Origin of the sequence: Candidatus Angelobacter sp., assembly GCA_035607015.1 — a bacterium.
Classification (GTDB): Bacteria; Verrucomicrobiota; Verrucomicrobiia; order Limisphaerales; family AV2; genus AV2.
Genome location: DATNDF010000358.1, coordinates 1 through 16,572, shown reverse-complemented (window position 1 = coordinate 16,572; position 16,572 = coordinate 1). Strand labels below are relative to the sequence as shown.

Genomic DNA, 16,572 nt, shown 5'->3' with positions numbered 1-16,572 from the left:
TCGAACACTTTGTCCACGCCGCCGACGAGCAGCCGCTTGAGATACAGTTCCAGCGCGATGCGCAGATAAAATTCGCAGCCGAGCGCATTATGCTTGGTCTTGAACGGTTGCGCCGCCGCGCCGCCGGGAATCGCCTGCATCATCGGCGTCTCGACTTCCACGTAGCCGCGCGAGTGCATGAAGTCGCGCATCTCGCGCACGATGGCGGCGCGCTTGAGGAACACGTCCTTTACCTCGTCGTTGGCCATGAGATCGAGGTAACGCTGGCGGTAACGAATCTCCGTGTCTTCCAGCCCGTGCCATTTAGCGGGCGGCGGACGCAGTGCCTTCGCGAGAATGACGAACGAAGTAATCTTCACGCTCGGCTCACCGGCCTTGGTGGTGAACAGCTCGCCTTTCACGCCGACGAAGTCGCCCAGGTCGAGGTGCTTGAATATGTCGAATTGCTCGTCGCCGAGCGTTTGCTTCTGCGCGTAAATCTGGATGCGGCCGCTGACGTCCTTGAGATCCATGAACTGGCTTTTGCCCATGTCGCGATGCGCGGTAATGCGCCCTGCAATTTCGACGTGGCCGGCGTCCTTCAACTCGCCGGCGACATACTTCGCGCGCGTTTCGCCGCAGGCGAGTGTGGGCGTGAACTTGTTCGCAAACGGGTTGATGCCCTTCGCGTTGAGCTTCGCGAGATTAGCCCTGCGCTGCTCGATCAACGAATTGGTGTCGTCCGTACTCATTTGCAGGCCCGATGAAACACAGAGGCGGGCGGGTTGTCCAAGGTTTTGATGGGCCTTTCGCGCGCGGCGATTCCACTTCAATCGAAGGTTCCGACCGGTTAAGAACCACCCGTGCTGCCAATCCGCGACAATATTCCTTCGCGCCGGATCCCCATCGTGACCGTGGTGATCATTGCGTTGAACGTGCTCGGCTTCCTTTGGGAACTGCAACTTGGACCACGCCGGCTGGAACGTGCGTTCATCGAGCTGGCCATCGTTCCGGTGCGGTACTCGATTCCGGAGATTGCCCGGTCGTTCAGTCCGGCGGAGCAAATCCTGCCGTTCTTCAGTTCGATGTTTCTCCACGGCGGATGGCTGCACCTGATCGGGAACATGTGGACCCTGTGGATATTTGGCGACAACGTGGAAGACCGCCTTGGGCGGGGAATGTATCTGGCGTTTTATCTAGCCAGCGGTGTGGTCGCCGCGTTGATGCACATCTACACGAACCTTGGTTCGCAGATGCCGACCATTGGCGCGAGCGGCGCGATTGCGGGCGTGATGGGCGCCTACTTCCGCTTTTATCCACACGCGCGCGTTGACACGGTCATTCCGCCGTTTGTTTTCGGCCCGTATTTCGCATTGCCCGCGGTATTGTTTCTCGGCTGGTGGTTTCTGCTGCAGTTTTTCAATGGCGCGCTGAGCCTCGGTGCGGAAGGCCGGGGCTTTGGCGGCATCGCATGGTGGGCGCATGTCGGTGGATTTGTGTTCGGTGTGGCGGTGAGCCTGTTCGCACGACGGCCCCGGAGCGCGTATCATGACGTCGAGGTTTTTTGAGGGGACTTGAGCTGCACGGTTACTTCATCGCCGATTTTCAAACGGAGCCGATTTTCAGCTGAACAACCGTTTACCGCGATTTCCAGAAAACCGCTGGACCCGCGTACAGCGACTGGCTTTCCATGCGGCACAGCCTGATAAAACGGCCGGAGGAAGCACAGTGACCGGCGTCTCACGAAGACTTCGGGCGAGCTGTCGGGAGGCGAGCCGAGCGCTTCGTCGCCGATGTTGGTAATCGCGTTGCCGAACCGGTCGATGTAAACAATCTCGCCTGAGATGGATTCAGCAAGGCGGCGCAGTTTCGACCGGGGGAGTCGCACGAAGCTCTTCATCGCGGGGCCGAGACGGCGGACAGGCAGACCCTTGCTCAAGTGTCCGGCGACAGGCGCAAAGATGTCGCGTCCATGGAAGGTGTTACTGATCGGATGGCGAAAAAGCCGCTCGTTTGTGATTCGATGGATGGCCTTGATATTTTCGCCCGCCAAAGCGAGGGACAGAACGCCGTTGTCCGGCCCGACGAAGAAGTAATCTGATGTCCGGACGGCAATGGCGCGCCGTTCGCTGCCGACACCAGGGTCAACGACCGCGACGTGAATGGTGGCTTTAGGGAAAAACCGGCAGCCAGCGGCCAAAGCAAAGGCGCCGGCGCGAATGTCGCCCGGGCGGATGTCATGCGTCATATCCACGATATGGGCGTCGGGTTGAATGCTGAGAATTACGCCCTTCATCGTCGCCGCGAACCAGTCGGCGAGACCGAAATCGGTCGTCAGTGTGATGATGTTCATGGGACGGTTTTAAGTTGATTGAGCGGAGGATTCACGAAGAAACGGCGGGCGGCATCGAAAACTTGCCAAGGGAGCGGACTGCCCCTAGGTTCACCACCCTTATGGAAAAAGTGGTCATCATCGGAACGGGCTGTGCCGGCCTCACCGCTGCTCTTTACACCGCCCGCGCGAACCTTTCGCCACTGGTGCTCACCGGCACGATGCCCGGAGGGTTGTTGACGACAACCAGTATTGTTGAAAATTTTCCGGGCTTTCCCGATGGTATTGACGGCTACGAACTGATGACGCGAGTGCAGAAGCAAGCCGAGAGGTTCGGCGCGCGGGTAAAATTCGGCACCGTCGAGAGCGCAGATCTGTCAAAGCGACCATTCGTGCTGACCGTTGACGGAGAGAACGTGGAAACGCAAACCGTCATCATTGCCAGCGGAGCGGGTCATCGTCATCTTGGGATAGAAAGCGAAAAACTTCTGGATAAAAAGGGCGTGACGTATTGCGCAACATGTGATGGAGCGTTGCCGATGTTCCGCAATCACCCGCTTGTCGTTGTGGGCGGCGGTGATTCCGCGTGCGAAGAGGCGACTTATCTCACGCGTTTTGCCTCCACCGTTTATCTGGTTCACCGCCGGGATGCGCTGCGCGCATCGAAAATCATGGCGGAACGGACGCTTTCCCACCCGAAGATCAAGCCGGTCTGGGACACCGTGGTGACTGAAATTCTGGACGCGAAACAGGACAAAGTGACCGGCGTGCGGCTGAAGAATGTGAAGACGGGCAAGGAAAACGTGCTGGACTGTGCCGGTGTTTTCGTAGCCATCGGACACCTTCCCAACACACAGCTGTTCAAGGGGGTCATCAATATGGACGACGCAGGCTACATCGTACCGGCGCGCGGAATGGAGACCAACGTGGCGGGCGTATTTGTGGCTGGAGATTGTTCGGACCGGGTCTATCGGCAGGCGGTCACGGCGGCGGGGATGGGTTGCGCGGCGGCCATCGAGGCGGAGCGCCATCTGGCGAAGGCGAATCTGTGAGTTCCACGCGCGCGCCCTGGGTGCGATTTCATACGCGTACGTGGATTTTCGCTTTGTTTTCCCGCGGAACGAATGTTTAATCATGAACCATGAAAAAGCGTCACGCTCAGGTGAAGCGAGTCACCAAAGAGACGAGCGTAATCGTCAGGCTGAACATCGATGGCAGGGGGGAGTCCTCGGTGAAGACGGGCCTTCCATTTTTGGACCACATGCTGACGCTCTTTGCGAAGCATGCGGCGGTGGATTTGCGCTTGTGGTGTAAAGGCGATCTTGAAGTCGACGCTCATCACACCACGGAGGATTGCGGTATCGCTTTGGGTCAGGCATTTTCTGGCGCCCTTGGCGACAAGAAGGGGATTCGGCGCTATGGTGCGGGGTTCGATCCCCGCAATCCGTTCACGGGGGAGGCGTATGTCCCGATGGACGAATGCCTGGCGCGGGGCGTTGTGGATTTCAGCGGGCGGCCTGTCCTGATCTGGCGCGGGCTGGAGGACATGGCACACAAGAAAATCACCCGCGCGGAAAGAAACCAGGACGCGTCGTCGTCGTTTCGTTTCGGCCTGGCAAAAGAATTCTTCCAAGGATTCGTCAATGCGGCGCGCTGCAGCCTCCATCTCGAGCTGCTTTACGGCGACGAACCTCATCACGTTGTCGAAGCGCTGTTCAAATCGTTTGCGAAAGCGGTGGGCTTTGCCTGCCAACGGGATCCGCGCATGGCCGGGGTCCTGCCCACCACCAAAGGGAAGTTGTAGCCTGACTGAATAGCCTTTCACCTCCTCACGTCGAACCCATGTCGCGGAAACTAGATTACCCGTCGGTTGAGGACGGAAGGCTCGTTAAGGCTGCGCAGAGGGGCGACATGCAGGCGTTTGAAGAACTGGTCGCACGGCATCGGGACAAGATTTACGGGCGGGCTTTCAGCATGATGCGGAATGAGGAAGAAGCGGTTGATCTTTCACAGGAAGCATGGGTGAAGGCGTGGCAAAGGCTGAAGCAGTTCCAGGGTGAGGCGAGTTTTGTCACGTGGATGACACGAATCGTCATCAACCTGTGCCTCGACCAGTTGCGGAAGCAAAAACGGCTGCGGGCGGAATCAATCGAACAACTGGACGAGGATTCGGGCGGTGTGGAACGGCAGATGCCGGTGACAACACCGAATCCGACAGAAAGGTTGGAACGGGGCGAGTTGCGGCGGCGTATTGACGACGCGCTCGCGAGACTGTCTTACGAACATCGAACAGTGCTTGTGTTGCACGAATTTGAAGATCTGGAATATAAAGAGATCGCCAAAAAAATGGAATGCTCAATCGGTACGGTAATGTCCCGGTTGTTCTATGCGCGGCGGAAAATGGCGGTGTTGCTGGCAGGGTTGAAGCGGGAACAAATCAGATGACCAATCACGAAACAGAACTGGAAGTGCAGGCTTGTCTTGACCGCGAGCTTTCGGGGGGCGCCGTGAGGACAGTGGAAGATCTGTTAAGTCGTGACGTCGAGGCTCGCGCGCTTTTTGAGGAACTGAGGACCACCAAATCATTGGTCGCGGAAAATGAGTTGGAACAGAAACTGCCCGAATCGCGCGAGTTTTTCTGGTCAGGTATCGAACGACGAATCAAAGCAGACGAAGGCCTGCGGCGAACCGCTGAAGTGTCCGAGGGGCGGGCAACTTCGTGGCTCCGGTTTCTGGCCCCCGCAGGCGCGCTGGGCGCGCTGGCCATCTTCGTAGGAATGGCGTTATGGACACCGGAAAAGTTTTCCACAGCGGTGGCGTGGGATGACAGCCACGAAATTGAAACGCCACTGGAGGAAACCAGTTCGTTTTCGTTCCGATCCGAGGCCGCAGCAATGACGGTGGTTTGGGTGGACAGCCATCGCGAATAAGATTTACGCCGCACTGCTTTTTCCTCAAAATATCCCTGGCATGAAAAGAATGTTTCGTTGCGGAGGGATCACCCTGGCCGCAGTCGCGGTGTTTTTTTCCAGCATCTATCTGGTCCGATGCGCGGGCACGGAGTTGAATTTAAAGGCCCAGCTCGTCTGGGGCACAAACAATGACAAGCCGGGTGATCCCAAATTGAAAGAGATGGACAGGGGCGTAGGGGAAAAGTTGCGCAAGGTCTTTAAATGGAAGAATTATTTTGAAGTCAATCGACAGAATTTTACCGCCAGTACCGGGACTCCAAAGAGGGTCAGGATGAGCGATCACTGTGAAATCGAAGTCCAGAATCTGGGTAATTCCTCAATCGAAGTGAAGCTCTATGGCAAAGGCAAACTAACGGTCAGGAAGACTCAGAAGATCAACTCCAGCGAGCTGCTGGTTTTGGCCGGCGACGACAAGAACGACACCGCCTGGTTCGTGGTCTTGAGCCTGGCCGAGAAGTAATCACAATGAGTTGAAGGGCGAGTCCTCGCCGTTCTCCCGAGCAGGTTGTGAACACAATGCGTTCGAGGTGTCGTTTCACACCCGCACAATGGATTGTGGTTTTTGCCCGGAGATTCCCGAAATAACAGTTGTGTTCGTGGAGCACTTTTTTTAGATTATTCACACACCGTCTGTCCCGCGGACAAATGACTCGTCTGGATCGATTTTATGCTGAAAGAACATGCTCTGGCGGAAGACTTGAATATGTCCGAAAACTCCGAATCCTCTGAGAACGCGAATCGCGAAAAGCAAGGCGCCGGAGACGCCTCCGAAAAGTACGACGCATCTAAGATTGACAAATTGGAAGGCCTGGAGGCGGTGCGCAAACGGCCTGGGATGTACATTGGGGACCCTGACGAGCGCGGGTTGCATCATTGCGTATTTGAGGTGCTGGACAATTCGGTCGATGAACACCTGGCCGGCTTTTGCGACCGCGTCGAACTGACAATTCACGTGGATGGTTCTGTTTCCATCCGGGACGATGGACGGGGCATTCCGGTCGATATCCATCCAAAATTCAAAATCCCCGCGGTCGAACTTGTATTGACGAACCTGCACGCGGGCGGGAAGTTCGGCCAGGGGGCTTACAAATACTCCGGCGGCCTTCACGGTGTCGGCGCAAAATGTGTCAACGCGCTTTCGGACTGGTTCAAGGTGGAAGTGTCACGGGACGGACAGGTGTATTACATGGAGTTCGCCCGCGGTGTGACGATCCGGAAACTTGAGGTGATCGGGAAATCGAAGCATACCGGCACGCTGATCACCTTCAAACCTGACCCGACAATCTTTACTCTTACCACAGAGTTCAAATTTGACATTCTGGCGAACCGTTTGCGCGAACTGGCCTTTCTGAATCCCGGTCTGGAAATCGTTTTGAAAGATGAGCGTAACGAAAAAAGCGAACGCTTTCTTTACAAGGACGGTATTGAGGAATTCGTCAGACAAATCGGTAAAGGCAAACAGGTGATTCATCCCAAGCCGATCGTTTTAAGCTCAAAAAAGGACGACGTTTTCGTCGATTGTGTGCTGCAATACAACGACAGCTACACAGATCAGATTCTGTGTTTTGCCAACTCCATTGCCAACCCGGATGGCGGCACGCACATGACCGGGTTTCGCACCGCACTCACGCGCGCGATTAACCAGTACGCAAGACAGAACACCCTCTTGAAGGAGAAGGATCCGGCGATCTCGGGCGATGATGTGCGCGAAGGGTTGGTCTGCGTGTTGAGTGTCAAACTGCCGAATCCCAGATTTGAGTCGCAAACCAAGGTCAAACTGGTGAACACCGAGATTGACGGTATTGTTTCGTCGATCGTGTATGAAGGGTTGATGACTTTTCTTGACGCGAATCCTTCAATCGCGAAGCGGGTGATTGACAAGTCGCTGATGGCCGCGCGGGCGCGCGAGGCGGCCCGCAAGGCACGGGAGACAGTGCGTAAGAGCGCTCTTACCGGCGGGGGACTTCCCGGAAAACTGGCGGATTGTTCGGACCGCGACCCGGCGAATACGGAACTATTCATTGTCGAGGGCGATTCCGCCGGTGGCTCGGCCAAGCAGGGCCGCGACCGCAAATTTCAGGCGATTCTCCCGATCCGCGGCAAGCTGATCAACGTGGAGAAGGCCCGATTGAACAAAGTGCTGGATAACAATGAAATCAGGACGATGATTACCGCCATTGGCACGGGGATCGGCGACGGCGAGGGAGAAGGCGCGTTCAATCTCGAAAAATTGCGCTATCATAAAGTTATCATCATGACGGACGCGGACGTTGACGGTTCGCACATTCGTACACTGTTGTTGACGTTTTTTTACCGTCAGATGACCGAACTGGTCCGAAAGGGCTTCGTTTACATCGCCCAGCCGCCCCTGTATGCAATTTCACGCAAAAAACGCGTTGAATACGTTGATGACGACGCGCAGTTGAACCGGATTCTGATTCATATTGGAACGGAAGAGGTGCGTTTGAAGAACCTCGCCGATGGCCTGGAATTCAGCCAGAAGCAACTGGCGGAAATCCTGGAGCTGCTCGAGTCACTCGATAAATACGCGAGCGCGTTGCGCCGGCATGGCGGTGACTTCGGGGACTATGTGGAGCACCGGCAGAAGAGGACCCAGGAACTGCCGAGGCACCTGGTCAAGGTGCGGGAAGGAAACGATGAGACTGTTCATTACTTTCACTCGGAAGATGAACTCGCCAGATTCGGAGCGGACAATCCCGATCTGAAATTGTTCGGCGAAGAGGAATCGGACACGGCGATGATCGAAAAATCCCGCGGTCCGCAGAGTCGACGGGCACGACACGTTGAGTTGCACGAAAGCAAGGCCATCGTCGAATTGCTTTCGAAGCTGGCAGGGAAGGGGCTGAAGGTTGAACATTACGCAGCCCAGGACAAACCTCTTTTCGAATTGATCGAAGGCGATGGGGAGAAAGCCGAGGTGCGTCCGCTCTTCTCCATTGCGGAGATCCTGGGCGGCGTGAAGGCAGTTGGCAAACGCGGCATTCAGATCACGCGCTTCAAAGGCCTGGGGGAAATGGACGCGAAGGAGCTTTTTGCGACAACCATGGACCCGGCCCGGCGAAAACTGCTGCGGATCGATTTAACCGACGCCGTCGAAGCCGAGGAAATGTTCACCAAACTGATGGGGGACGAAGTCGAACCGCGGAGGCAGTTCATCGAAGACAACGCGCTCAACGTGAGAAACCTGGATGTGTGAACCCGAATTTGTGACCGCGGGCCTCAGCCCGCGCTGATCCTATGTCTGAAGCAAAAGACCCGAACGATCTGCCGGTCAGCAACACCCCTTTGTTTGCGGCAAATGAAAAGATAGCCAAAATCAACGTCGCGGAAGAGATCAAGAATTCGTTCCTCGACTACTCCATGTCGGTGATCATTTCCCGCGCACTGCCGGACGTGCGTGACGGGCTCAAGCCTTCGCAGCGACGCATCCTTTACGCGATGCACGATCTGTCGCTTTTTCCGAACCGACAACATCGCAAATGCGCAAAGATCTGCGGTGATACAAGCGGCAACTACCATCCGCACGGTGAAGCGGTGATTTATCCCACTCTCGTGCACATGGCGCAACCGTGGGCCATGCGCGAGCGGCTCGTGGACGGCAAGGGTAACTTCGGTTCGATTGAGGATGATCCGCCTGCGGCCATGCGTTACACAGAGGCGCGCATGACGCATCTGGGCGCGGCCCTCATGCAGGACATGGACAAGGAGACGGTGGATTTTGTCCCGAACTATGACGAGACTCGGACGGAGCCGACCGTGTTTCCAGCGGCTTTCCCCAATCTATTGATCAATGGAGGCACGGGTATCGCAGTGGGCATGGCGACGAACATCCCGCCGCACAATCTGGGTGAGATCATTGACGGGGTCTGCGCCCAGATCGACAACCCGGACATCGCCCTGCCGCAGCTGCTCAAGTTCATCAAGGGGCCGGATTTCCCGACCGGGGGCATGGTTTGTGGCATGGAAGGGATCAAGCAGTATTTCCAGACGGGTCGGGGTAGTCTCAAGATCCGCGGCAAGGTAGGAGTCGAACAACTCAAAGGAGGGCGCGAACAGCTGATTATCACGGAGATTCCGTACAACGTCAACCGGGCGGCTCTGGAGGAGCGTATCGCTCAATTGGTGAATGAGAAGGTGATCGCGGATATCGCGGCGATGCGGAACGAGTCGGACGAAAACACGCGACTGGTGATTGAGTTGAAGCGGGACGCCATCCCCAAGGTCGTCATCAACAACCTTTACAAGCACACCCAGCTGGAAACGTCGTTTGCCGTGAACATGCTGGCGATCGATCACGGCCGGCCGAAGACGCTCAACTTGAAAGAGTTGATCAACTGTTACATCGAACACCGGCGCGAGGTTGTGGTACGGCGCACGAAGTTTGAATTGCGAAAAGCCGAGGATCGGGCCGAGGTTCTGGAAGGCTATTTGATCGCGCTGGCGAACCTGGATGAGTTCATTCACTTGATTCGAAGTTCCAACAACCGTGAGGAAGCAAAAATCAAACTTCTCGCATTTGAATTCACGCGCGCGCAGGTGCAGGGTTTCGGTCTCAGGCTCCGGAACGAGGCTCGTTTCAATAACGGCCGTTACTCACTCAGCGAGACGCAGGTCGGCGCCATTCTGGATCTACGGCTTTATCAGTTGACGGGACTGGAGATCGACAAGGTCGAAGCCGAGTACAAAACTTTGCTCGAAACCATCCGGGATTTGATGGATATCCTTGCCAAAGAGGCCCGTGTCCTGGCGATCATCAAGAGCGAATTGAAGGAGATCAAAGAGAAATATGCCACGCCTCGTCTGACCGATCTTGTGCCCGATGAAGGTGAGATTGCCATCGAGGATTTGATTGCGAATGAAGGCGTGATCATCACGCTTACGCACAACGGCCTGATCAAACGGACGAACACGAGTTCGTACCGTGCCCAGCGCCGGGGCGGCAAAGGCGTCATTGGCATGACCACGCGTGATGGTTCGGCCGTGGACGGAGAGGAGGCGGACTTCATCGAGCACCTGTTTACCGCCAGCACGCATGATTACCTGATGTTCTTCACGAACACCGGGCGTGTTTACGTTGAACGTGTGCATGAAATCCCCGACATGGGGCGGGCAGCGAAGGGCCGGAGCATCGCAAATCTGCTGGAATTGAAGACCGGCGAAACCGTGGCCGCGCTCATCCGTATCCTTGCCAAGTCGGGCCCGAACAATGACGACCAGACTTGGCAGCAACCGGGTTTTATTTTCTTTGCAACGAAACGGGGAACGGTAAAAAAAACCGCACTCGATGAGTTTGCCAATATCCGCAAGGGTGGAATCATCGCCATCGGCATCGAACCGGGAGACGCATTGATTGACGTCAAATCGACGACCGGACAGAGCGAAGTCGTGCTCATCACCCGGGATGGAATGAGCATCCGGTTCGGAGAGGAGGACGTGCGTTCGATGGGTCGACCGGCAACTGGCGTGCGGGGAATCAATCTGGAAAAAGATGACGCGGTTGTCGCCGCCGCGGTTGTGGTTTCCGACGCGACATTGCTGGTCGCGGGAGAGCAGGGCGTTGGCAAACGGACAAGTTTCGAGGAGTATCGCAAGCAATCGCGCGGTGGCAAGGGCATCATTACGATGAAGACCACGGAAAAGACGGGCGCCGTGGTGGGCGCGCTTACCGTGAAGGACGAAGACGAGATTATGCTCATCACGGTGGGCGGCCAAATGGTCCGCACGTCCGTAAAAGACATTCGTGAGACCGGCCGCAACACACAAGGCGTCAAACTTATCAATTTGGAGACAGGCGATAAACTGCAGGCCATTGCGCCGGTCATCAGTGAAGAGAAGGGGGACGCCGACGAGAATCCCGCCCAGCAATGAGCGGGTTCTGGTCGCCCGCTCAAACAGCATCCGCCGCATCTAAACCGCCGGGTCGCCGAAGTTCCCGGGCACGGGCGCCAGGGACACCAAGCATGGCCGCGAATGCCGCCTCGCACATCCTCTACAACTGGTGAATTCGATAAAACCGCTGGAGTGTTCCCGCGATGGCGTTTGTTGCAGAAGTGCTGGCGCCGCTTGCGTTGAAATCACCGAGCGAATTCCAGTTCGTCTGACCGAGATCGTCCTTGTATTCGACTCGATAGGTCAGACCCGCCTGAGAGTTCCAGTTCAGCGTGACGACGTTGTTGGCCGAAACGGTTATGGTAGTCACACGCAATTCAGTCGTCGCGTTTACAACGATGGTAAAGGTCTTCGCATCGCTTAACGGAGGCGAACCGTCATCAGTGACTCGCACGGTGATCGAGTTTGTGCTTGGCGCTTGGTTGGCGGACGGCGTCCAAGTAAACAGGCCGCTGGTGGTTATTGTCGCGCCAACAGGGGCGCCGGGATCGAGGGAGAACGACAGAGCGTTGGCGGGCATGTCAGCGTCCGTTGCCGAGTTCGTGATGCTGAGCAAGATGCCTGCGGTCACGGTCTGATTGGTCGTCGCAGCGAGAACAGGCGCGACATTGACCTCATTGACGGCGACGGTGAAAGTCTTGGCGTCGCTCATTGCCGGCGAACCATTGTCGGTCACGCGGACCGTGATCGAATTGGTGGCGGGGCCTTGCGCCTCCGTCGGTGTCCAAGAGAACGTGCCGTTTGTCGGGTTGATGCTCGCTCCAACCGGTGCGCCCGGATCCAGGCTGAAAAGCAGGGTGTTCGCCGGTGTGTCCGGATCGGTGGCTGTGGCGATAAAGGTTAAATTGCTTCCTTCGCTTACGACCTTGTTACCAATGGGAGCGAGGACAGGCGCGACATTGACCTCATTTACCACGACGGCAAACGTCTGGGCGTCGCTCAATGCCGGCGAGCCATTGTCGGTCACGCGAACCGTGATCGAATTGGTGCCGGGGCCTTGCGCTTCTGTTGGTGTCCAGCTGAACGTGCCGTTTGTCGGGTTGATGCTCGCTCCGGCCGGTGCGCCGGGATCGAGGCTGAAAGTCAGCGCGTTGGCGGGAACATCTGGATCGGAGGCCGATGCGACGAAAGTGAGCAGACTGCCCTCGTTTACACTCTGGTTGTTTACGAAGGCGAGCGACGGTGAGGTGTTCACTTCGTTGACCGTAATCGCAATAGTTTCGAAGTCGCTCAAAGCCGGTGAGCCGTTGTCAGTCACGCGAACGGTGATGGGATACGAACCGGGGCCTTGCGCCTCTGATGGCGTCCAGATAAACACGCCGCTGCTCGGATTGATCGATGCGCCTTGTGGCGCGCCAGGGTCGAGCGAGTACATCAACGTTTGTCCAGCGTCGGGATCAGCCGCCACCGCTGTAAAGACCAACTGGCTGCCTTCGTTGATGGATTTGGCGCCAATCGAAGACAATGCGGGCGGCTGGTTGCTCACGATGCCCAATAGGTTTGCCGTCCCCGGCGTTGGTGTCTGCATGAAATAAAATTGACCGGAATTCCCGTCAGGATACCGGCCTTGACTGATGTCATTTGTCTGCGCGGCGAAGGTGACTGCGTCTATGTTCGTTCCGTTTGGTGAGTAGAGTCCGATGAATTCCCCACCTCCGCTTAATTTGAAGTTCGTGTGCAATTCGGGGCTGTTGGTTGCGTTCTGGCTGGTATCATTGTCGGCCCACACGAGCAAGTAACCTCCGGCGGGGACCGCGTACCCCGGCGGAATGGTGAACTGCGTCGCATTGGTGGGCGTGTCGGTGAGCGTGTAACCCGACAGATCAACAACTGTTGGGCCTGCATTGTAGAGTTCAAACCAATCGTCGTAGTGCCCATCCGCGGGGTCAGCGAGAGTGCCGGTGTTGCTGGCCATCCACTCATTGATGGTGACGGGTACCGCCGGCCAGGTACTGTCGTTTGTGGCGCCGGGCGTGGCGTAATAAAACTTCTGGCGCCTGGCCGGCGTGCCGTCCGGGAAGGCCCCGTACGAACGGTCCGCGTTAATCAGGCTGTAGTTGAGGTAATCAACGAGGGTGGTTTGGTTGCCAATAGCTTTGGTCAACACAATCGTTCCGCTCGCCTGCGGCACGGCGAAACTGGTATGCAGCTCGTTGCTTAGGGATTCGCCGCCATTTCCGTCCACAAAGACGACCATAAACTGTCCCGGGTTGATTGTCGTTGTTGCCGGGAACGGCCATTGCGTAAGGTTCGAATAATTGTTCGCCAGGTAGTATCCGGAGAGGTTTAGCGCACTGGCGCCGCTGTTATACAGCTCGACCCACGGATGATGGTGTCCAAAGCGGTCTTGAACTCCAGTCACGTTGCCTGGCTGAATTTCGTTAAGCCAGACCGCAGGAAAGCTTGCTAGATTTGTGCGCACGGAGTTTGGGGCACCCGGAGTGTAGAGCGCCGTGGCCTGGAACGCGGAAGGAGCGATGTTCTGGTCACTACGCACGCCACTTCCCGACAGACGTACCGTGAGCGTTGCGCCGTTGGTGTTGGGCAGATACCAGTAACTCAACGTGTACTGGTTTCCGTTCGTCAACGGCCCCAGGTCCTGCCAGATCGAATCGGTCACCGTTGTTCCGTTGGTGGCGCACACCAGGTGCAGGCTGCTTGCGCCGGCGTGCGCGAAAGACGTCGTGATTCCACTGCCCGCCGTGTTTGGGGTGAGATTCCACGAGCCCGACAAGGCCGTCTCAAATGCGCCGTCATTGATATAATTCGTTCCGACTTCGGGGGTCGCACCATCTACCAGCTTGACGTCGTCAACGTAAGCGTCGCCGCCACCAGGAGGCGCGCTCAAATAAACGTAGAGGCGCGAGGAGGTGGCCGTGCCAGTGACAGTGACGTACTGCCATTGTGGACCCAAGGAGGCGTTGGTGACGGAGGCCGACCAGTTTGCAACGCGGTTGTTGTCCTGCGTCGGATCGATGAGTTGAAGAGACGGGCCGAAACCATTGGCCACGGTCGGCCAGGGCGCGGTGCTGTCATAAGTGACCTCGTCAATTGTGACATCCTGTGCGGGCGTGGCCCCGGGCTTTATCAACCTCAAGGTTTCGCCGCCATTTTGCAATTTGCCGCCAAATACTCCCGCCAGCGGAATGCTGCTGCCGTAAGCCGCGACAAAACCTTGGGCGTCGCCAGCCACGACAAGAAAACCGTTGGGCTGAATGATACTGCCGCCGGGAAACGTAAAGTCAGCTCCGTCGAGACGCCACCCGGACAGGTCAAACGCGTTGGTCGTCGAGGTGTTCAGTATCTCGACAAAAGAGGCGTCTGGCAGCGCGGAATTATACATGATTTCATTGATGACGAGGTGTCCCTGGGGCTGCTCGGCGATGCCGGTATAATTGATGGAAACAGTCGCGGTGGCGCCGCTGACGACGTTACCCTGATTGTCCAGTCCTTGAATTGTGATCGTGTTCAATCCACCCGAAAGTGCGATGCCAAGTTTCCAGTTCGTCAGAGTGGTCCACGTCACGGGGTAGGCGACTCCGTTGACAACAATGGTTTTGACCCCGACGGGAGCCGTGCCCGTCAATGTGATCTGATTCGCGTTCGTACTGAACGAACTTGGACCGTTAACCGCAAAGGCCGGGTTGGCGTTGGCGGCCGCAGCCTGGGAGAGAATGCTGGTGCGCGCACTGGCAATCCAGCCTTTGACCGACGCGGACGGCGAAACGACGTTGACGCCGTCGGCGACAAACGCGGCGTACTTTGCGTCCAGGACCGGGCCAACGTTATTGGCGAGCATCGGTCCGTTGCAGAGTTCCTCAAGCGCGCGCCAGTAGGCCCTTAAAAATGGAGGATTGTTGTACATCGCCTGCATCGGTCCGTCGGCTCCGTTGATTGAAAACAGGTTTTGACCGGGCCCCCACGATCCACTGTTGCCAAGCACGATATTGTAGTCCCAGATCATGAGCTGCCATTTGCCCTGTGTCGGCTTGTAGCCGTACATGTTTTGTTCGTTCTGGCATCCGAACGCGTCCCAGTTGCCGACGGCATGCTCCACGGCGAAGGTACGCATCCATTGTTCCGTATCAACCAACGCGTCCATCGCCGGAGTGTAACCCGCGCCCTGAGTATTGGCCGCGTTGATCAAACCAAAAACGTTGGTGTAATTGTTCGCCGAATCCTGGACCGCGCGTTTGAGATAATTCCAACGATACCGGGCGAGTTTCTTGGCGCCGCCGGTGGTCGTGTAATTGTTCAATGTGCACCAGGAGACATTGTTGAAGCCCGAACCGGTTGGATCGAACTCGAACCAGGGTTGCAGTTTGTACAGATCCCCGTTGGCATCGCTTGAGAAACGTTCGTTTAGAACGTCGCCGCCGGGCACCTGGGAGTCCTCCATTAACGTGCCGCGGCGGCCGCCGTTGACATAAACCGCAACATATCGACGATAGTTCCAGGGCAGGCCGAGTTTGCGGACAAGCCAGTAGGAAGTTTGTTCGCGCTGGATGGTGTCGTCGTCGAACGGCCCGTTGCCTGGCGCGTGAATCTTGTTGAACGAAGTCGTGCCGAGGAACTGGTCGTCCTCCGGCATGTCCAGGTGGTAGTGGCAGTAATTACCGTTGGGTGTGTCGAACTGTTGATGGTAGGGGCTGCCGGCGAAGTGGCCATGCATATTGTAGATCACGCGACTGCCGTAAACCCAGGTGCCATCAATCGGCTCATTGCTCAGATTTCCAAGGCCTCCCCAGCGATCGATGTTGGCCGATGTGAGCCAGTAGTGATATGCGCCGAAACCGGTCGCCTGGATCGTGTCGCCGAAATAAACCACGCATTCGCGAACGGGTCCGTTGTCGTTCAATGCGGCAGGGAAACGACTGGAAGCACCCGGCGAATCGGTGGCCTGAATGTAAAATGCAACGACGCTGCCAGCAACTTTGCCCGGAATCGTCGCGCTGTAGATGCCGTCGCCCGCGATCGCGTCGCCGCCGGCGCCGTTGTCCGTCATGGACACGCTTGAATAAGTCGCGCCTGGATCCACGCGATAAAAAAGTGTGGCGCCTTGGAGGCCATTTGGATCGTGCAACCGCGCCGTCACGACGACGTTCTGGTTCGCTGCCGGGATACCCGGCGTGTGAGTGACCTCGTAAATCGCCGGTCCGGCATTGGCGACCAAACGGCTGTTCGGCGCTCCCGGCGTTCCAAGGTTGGCGGGCAGGGGCAGCCTGCCGGTAGCTTCGAGCCAGTTGCCGTGAACGCGGAGAAGGACTTCCGGCCACCCGCGCAACCAGCGCGCCTTGAAACGGAGCGTGGCGGTTTGGGGTGAGGCCAGAGAAGTATCGGTCAAATCGCATTGAGCTGAGTTATCGCCCGTCCAAATGG

11 protein-coding genes are annotated in these 16,572 nt (G+C 57.1%); 8 read left to right on the top strand and 3 right to left on the bottom strand.

Features of this window, described 5'->3' with window-relative positions; all coding sequences use genetic code 11:
* Window positions 1–731 (bottom strand): amino acid--tRNA ligase-related protein (locus tag VN887_14355; protein HXT41190.1); only part of this gene is annotated, 731 nt, incomplete at its 3' end.
* A 111-nt stretch (window positions 732–842) separates the two neighbouring features.
* Between VN887_14355 and VN887_14350 the strand changes: the two genes are divergently transcribed.
* A complete protein-coding gene (locus tag VN887_14350; protein ID HXT41189.1) occupies window positions 843–1,547 on the top strand; it encodes a rhomboid family intramembrane serine protease in 705 nt (234 codons plus the stop codon).
* On the opposite strand, the gene VN887_14345 is transcribed toward VN887_14350, so the two are convergent.
* Entirely contained in the window at window positions 1,526–2,332 is an 807-nt protein-coding gene (locus VN887_14345; protein ID HXT41188.1) for an SAM-dependent chlorinase/fluorinase, read from the bottom strand. The genes VN887_14350 and VN887_14345 overlap by 22 nt on opposite strands.
* Window positions 2,333–2,433: 101 nt before the next feature.
* On the opposite strand from VN887_14345, the gene trxB reads away from it, so the two are divergent.
* The 7 genes from trxB (at window position 2,434) to gyrA (ending at window position 11,172) form a co-directional block, all read left to right on the top strand.
* Window positions 2,434–3,363, top strand: coding sequence for a thioredoxin-disulfide reductase (trxB, locus tag VN887_14340; GenBank protein HXT41187.1), 930 nt, complete (start codon window positions 2,434–2,436; stop codon window positions 3,361–3,363).
* An 89-nt stretch (window positions 3,364–3,452) separates the two neighbouring features.
* Window positions 3,453–4,115, top strand: a complete 663-nt coding sequence (locus VN887_14335) for an imidazoleglycerol-phosphate dehydratase (protein HXT41186.1) — start codon at window positions 3,453–3,455, stop codon at window positions 4,113–4,115.
* A gap of 38 nt (window positions 4,116–4,153) precedes the next feature.
* Window positions 4,154–4,756 (top strand): sigma-70 family RNA polymerase sigma factor, encoded by a 603-nt coding sequence (locus VN887_14330; protein HXT41185.1) that lies wholly within the window; start codon window positions 4,154–4,156, stop codon window positions 4,754–4,756.
* Window positions 4,753–5,241 (top strand): hypothetical protein, encoded by a 489-nt coding sequence (locus VN887_14325; protein ID HXT41184.1) that lies wholly within the window; start codon window positions 4,753–4,755, stop codon window positions 5,239–5,241. The genes VN887_14330 and VN887_14325 overlap by 4 nt, the downstream gene beginning before the upstream one ends.
* A gap of 40 nt (window positions 5,242–5,281) precedes the next feature.
* The gene (locus tag VN887_14320) at window positions 5,282–5,743 is read left to right on the top strand and encodes a hypothetical protein (protein ID HXT41183.1); all 462 of its coding nucleotides are present in this window, start codon (window positions 5,282–5,284) and stop codon (window positions 5,741–5,743) included.
* Window positions 5,744–5,986: 243 nt separating this feature from the next.
* The gene (gene gyrB / locus VN887_14315) at window positions 5,987–8,500 is read left to right on the top strand and encodes a DNA topoisomerase (ATP-hydrolyzing) subunit B (protein HXT41182.1); all 2,514 of its coding nucleotides are present in this window, start codon (window positions 5,987–5,989) and stop codon (window positions 8,498–8,500) included.
* A gap of 41 nt (window positions 8,501–8,541) precedes the next feature.
* Window positions 8,542–11,172 carry a DNA gyrase subunit A gene (gene gyrA / locus VN887_14310; protein HXT41181.1) on the top strand — a complete coding sequence of 877 codons (2,631 nt, stop codon included), beginning with the start codon at window positions 8,542–8,544 and terminating at the stop codon, window positions 11,170–11,172.
* Window positions 11,173–11,293: 121 nt separating this feature from the next.
* Here gyrA and VN887_14305 read toward each other — a convergent pair whose 3' ends face one another.
* Window positions 11,294–16,537 carry a lamin tail domain-containing protein gene (locus tag VN887_14305; protein ID HXT41180.1) on the bottom strand — a complete coding sequence of 1,748 codons (5,244 nt, stop codon included), beginning with the start codon at window positions 16,535–16,537 and terminating at the stop codon, window positions 11,294–11,296.
* Between the last annotated feature and the right edge of the window lie 35 nt (window positions 16,538–16,572).

Coding starts and splice junctions, on each gene's coding strand:
- trxB (HXT41187.1), top strand. CDS start 2,434: ATGGAAAAAGTGGTCATCATCGGAACGGGCTGTGCCGGCCTCACCGCT.
- gyrA (HXT41181.1), top strand. CDS start 8,542: ATGTCTGAAGCAAAAGACCCGAACGATCTGCCGGTCAGCAACACCCCT.
- VN887_14335 (HXT41186.1), top strand. CDS start 3,453: ATGAAAAAGCGTCACGCTCAGGTGAAGCGAGTCACCAAAGAGACGAGC.
- VN887_14320 (HXT41183.1), top strand. CDS start 5,282: ATGAAAAGAATGTTTCGTTGCGGAGGGATCACCCTGGCCGCAGTCGCG.
- VN887_14345 (HXT41188.1), bottom strand. CDS start 2,332: ATGAACATCATCACACTGACGACCGATTTCGGTCTCGCCGACTGGTTC.
- VN887_14330 (HXT41185.1), top strand. CDS start 4,154: ATGTCGCGGAAACTAGATTACCCGTCGGTTGAGGACGGAAGGCTCGTT.
- gyrB (HXT41182.1), top strand. CDS start 5,987: ATGTCCGAAAACTCCGAATCCTCTGAGAACGCGAATCGCGAAAAGCAA.
- VN887_14325 (HXT41184.1), top strand. CDS start 4,753: ATGACCAATCACGAAACAGAACTGGAAGTGCAGGCTTGTCTTGACCGC.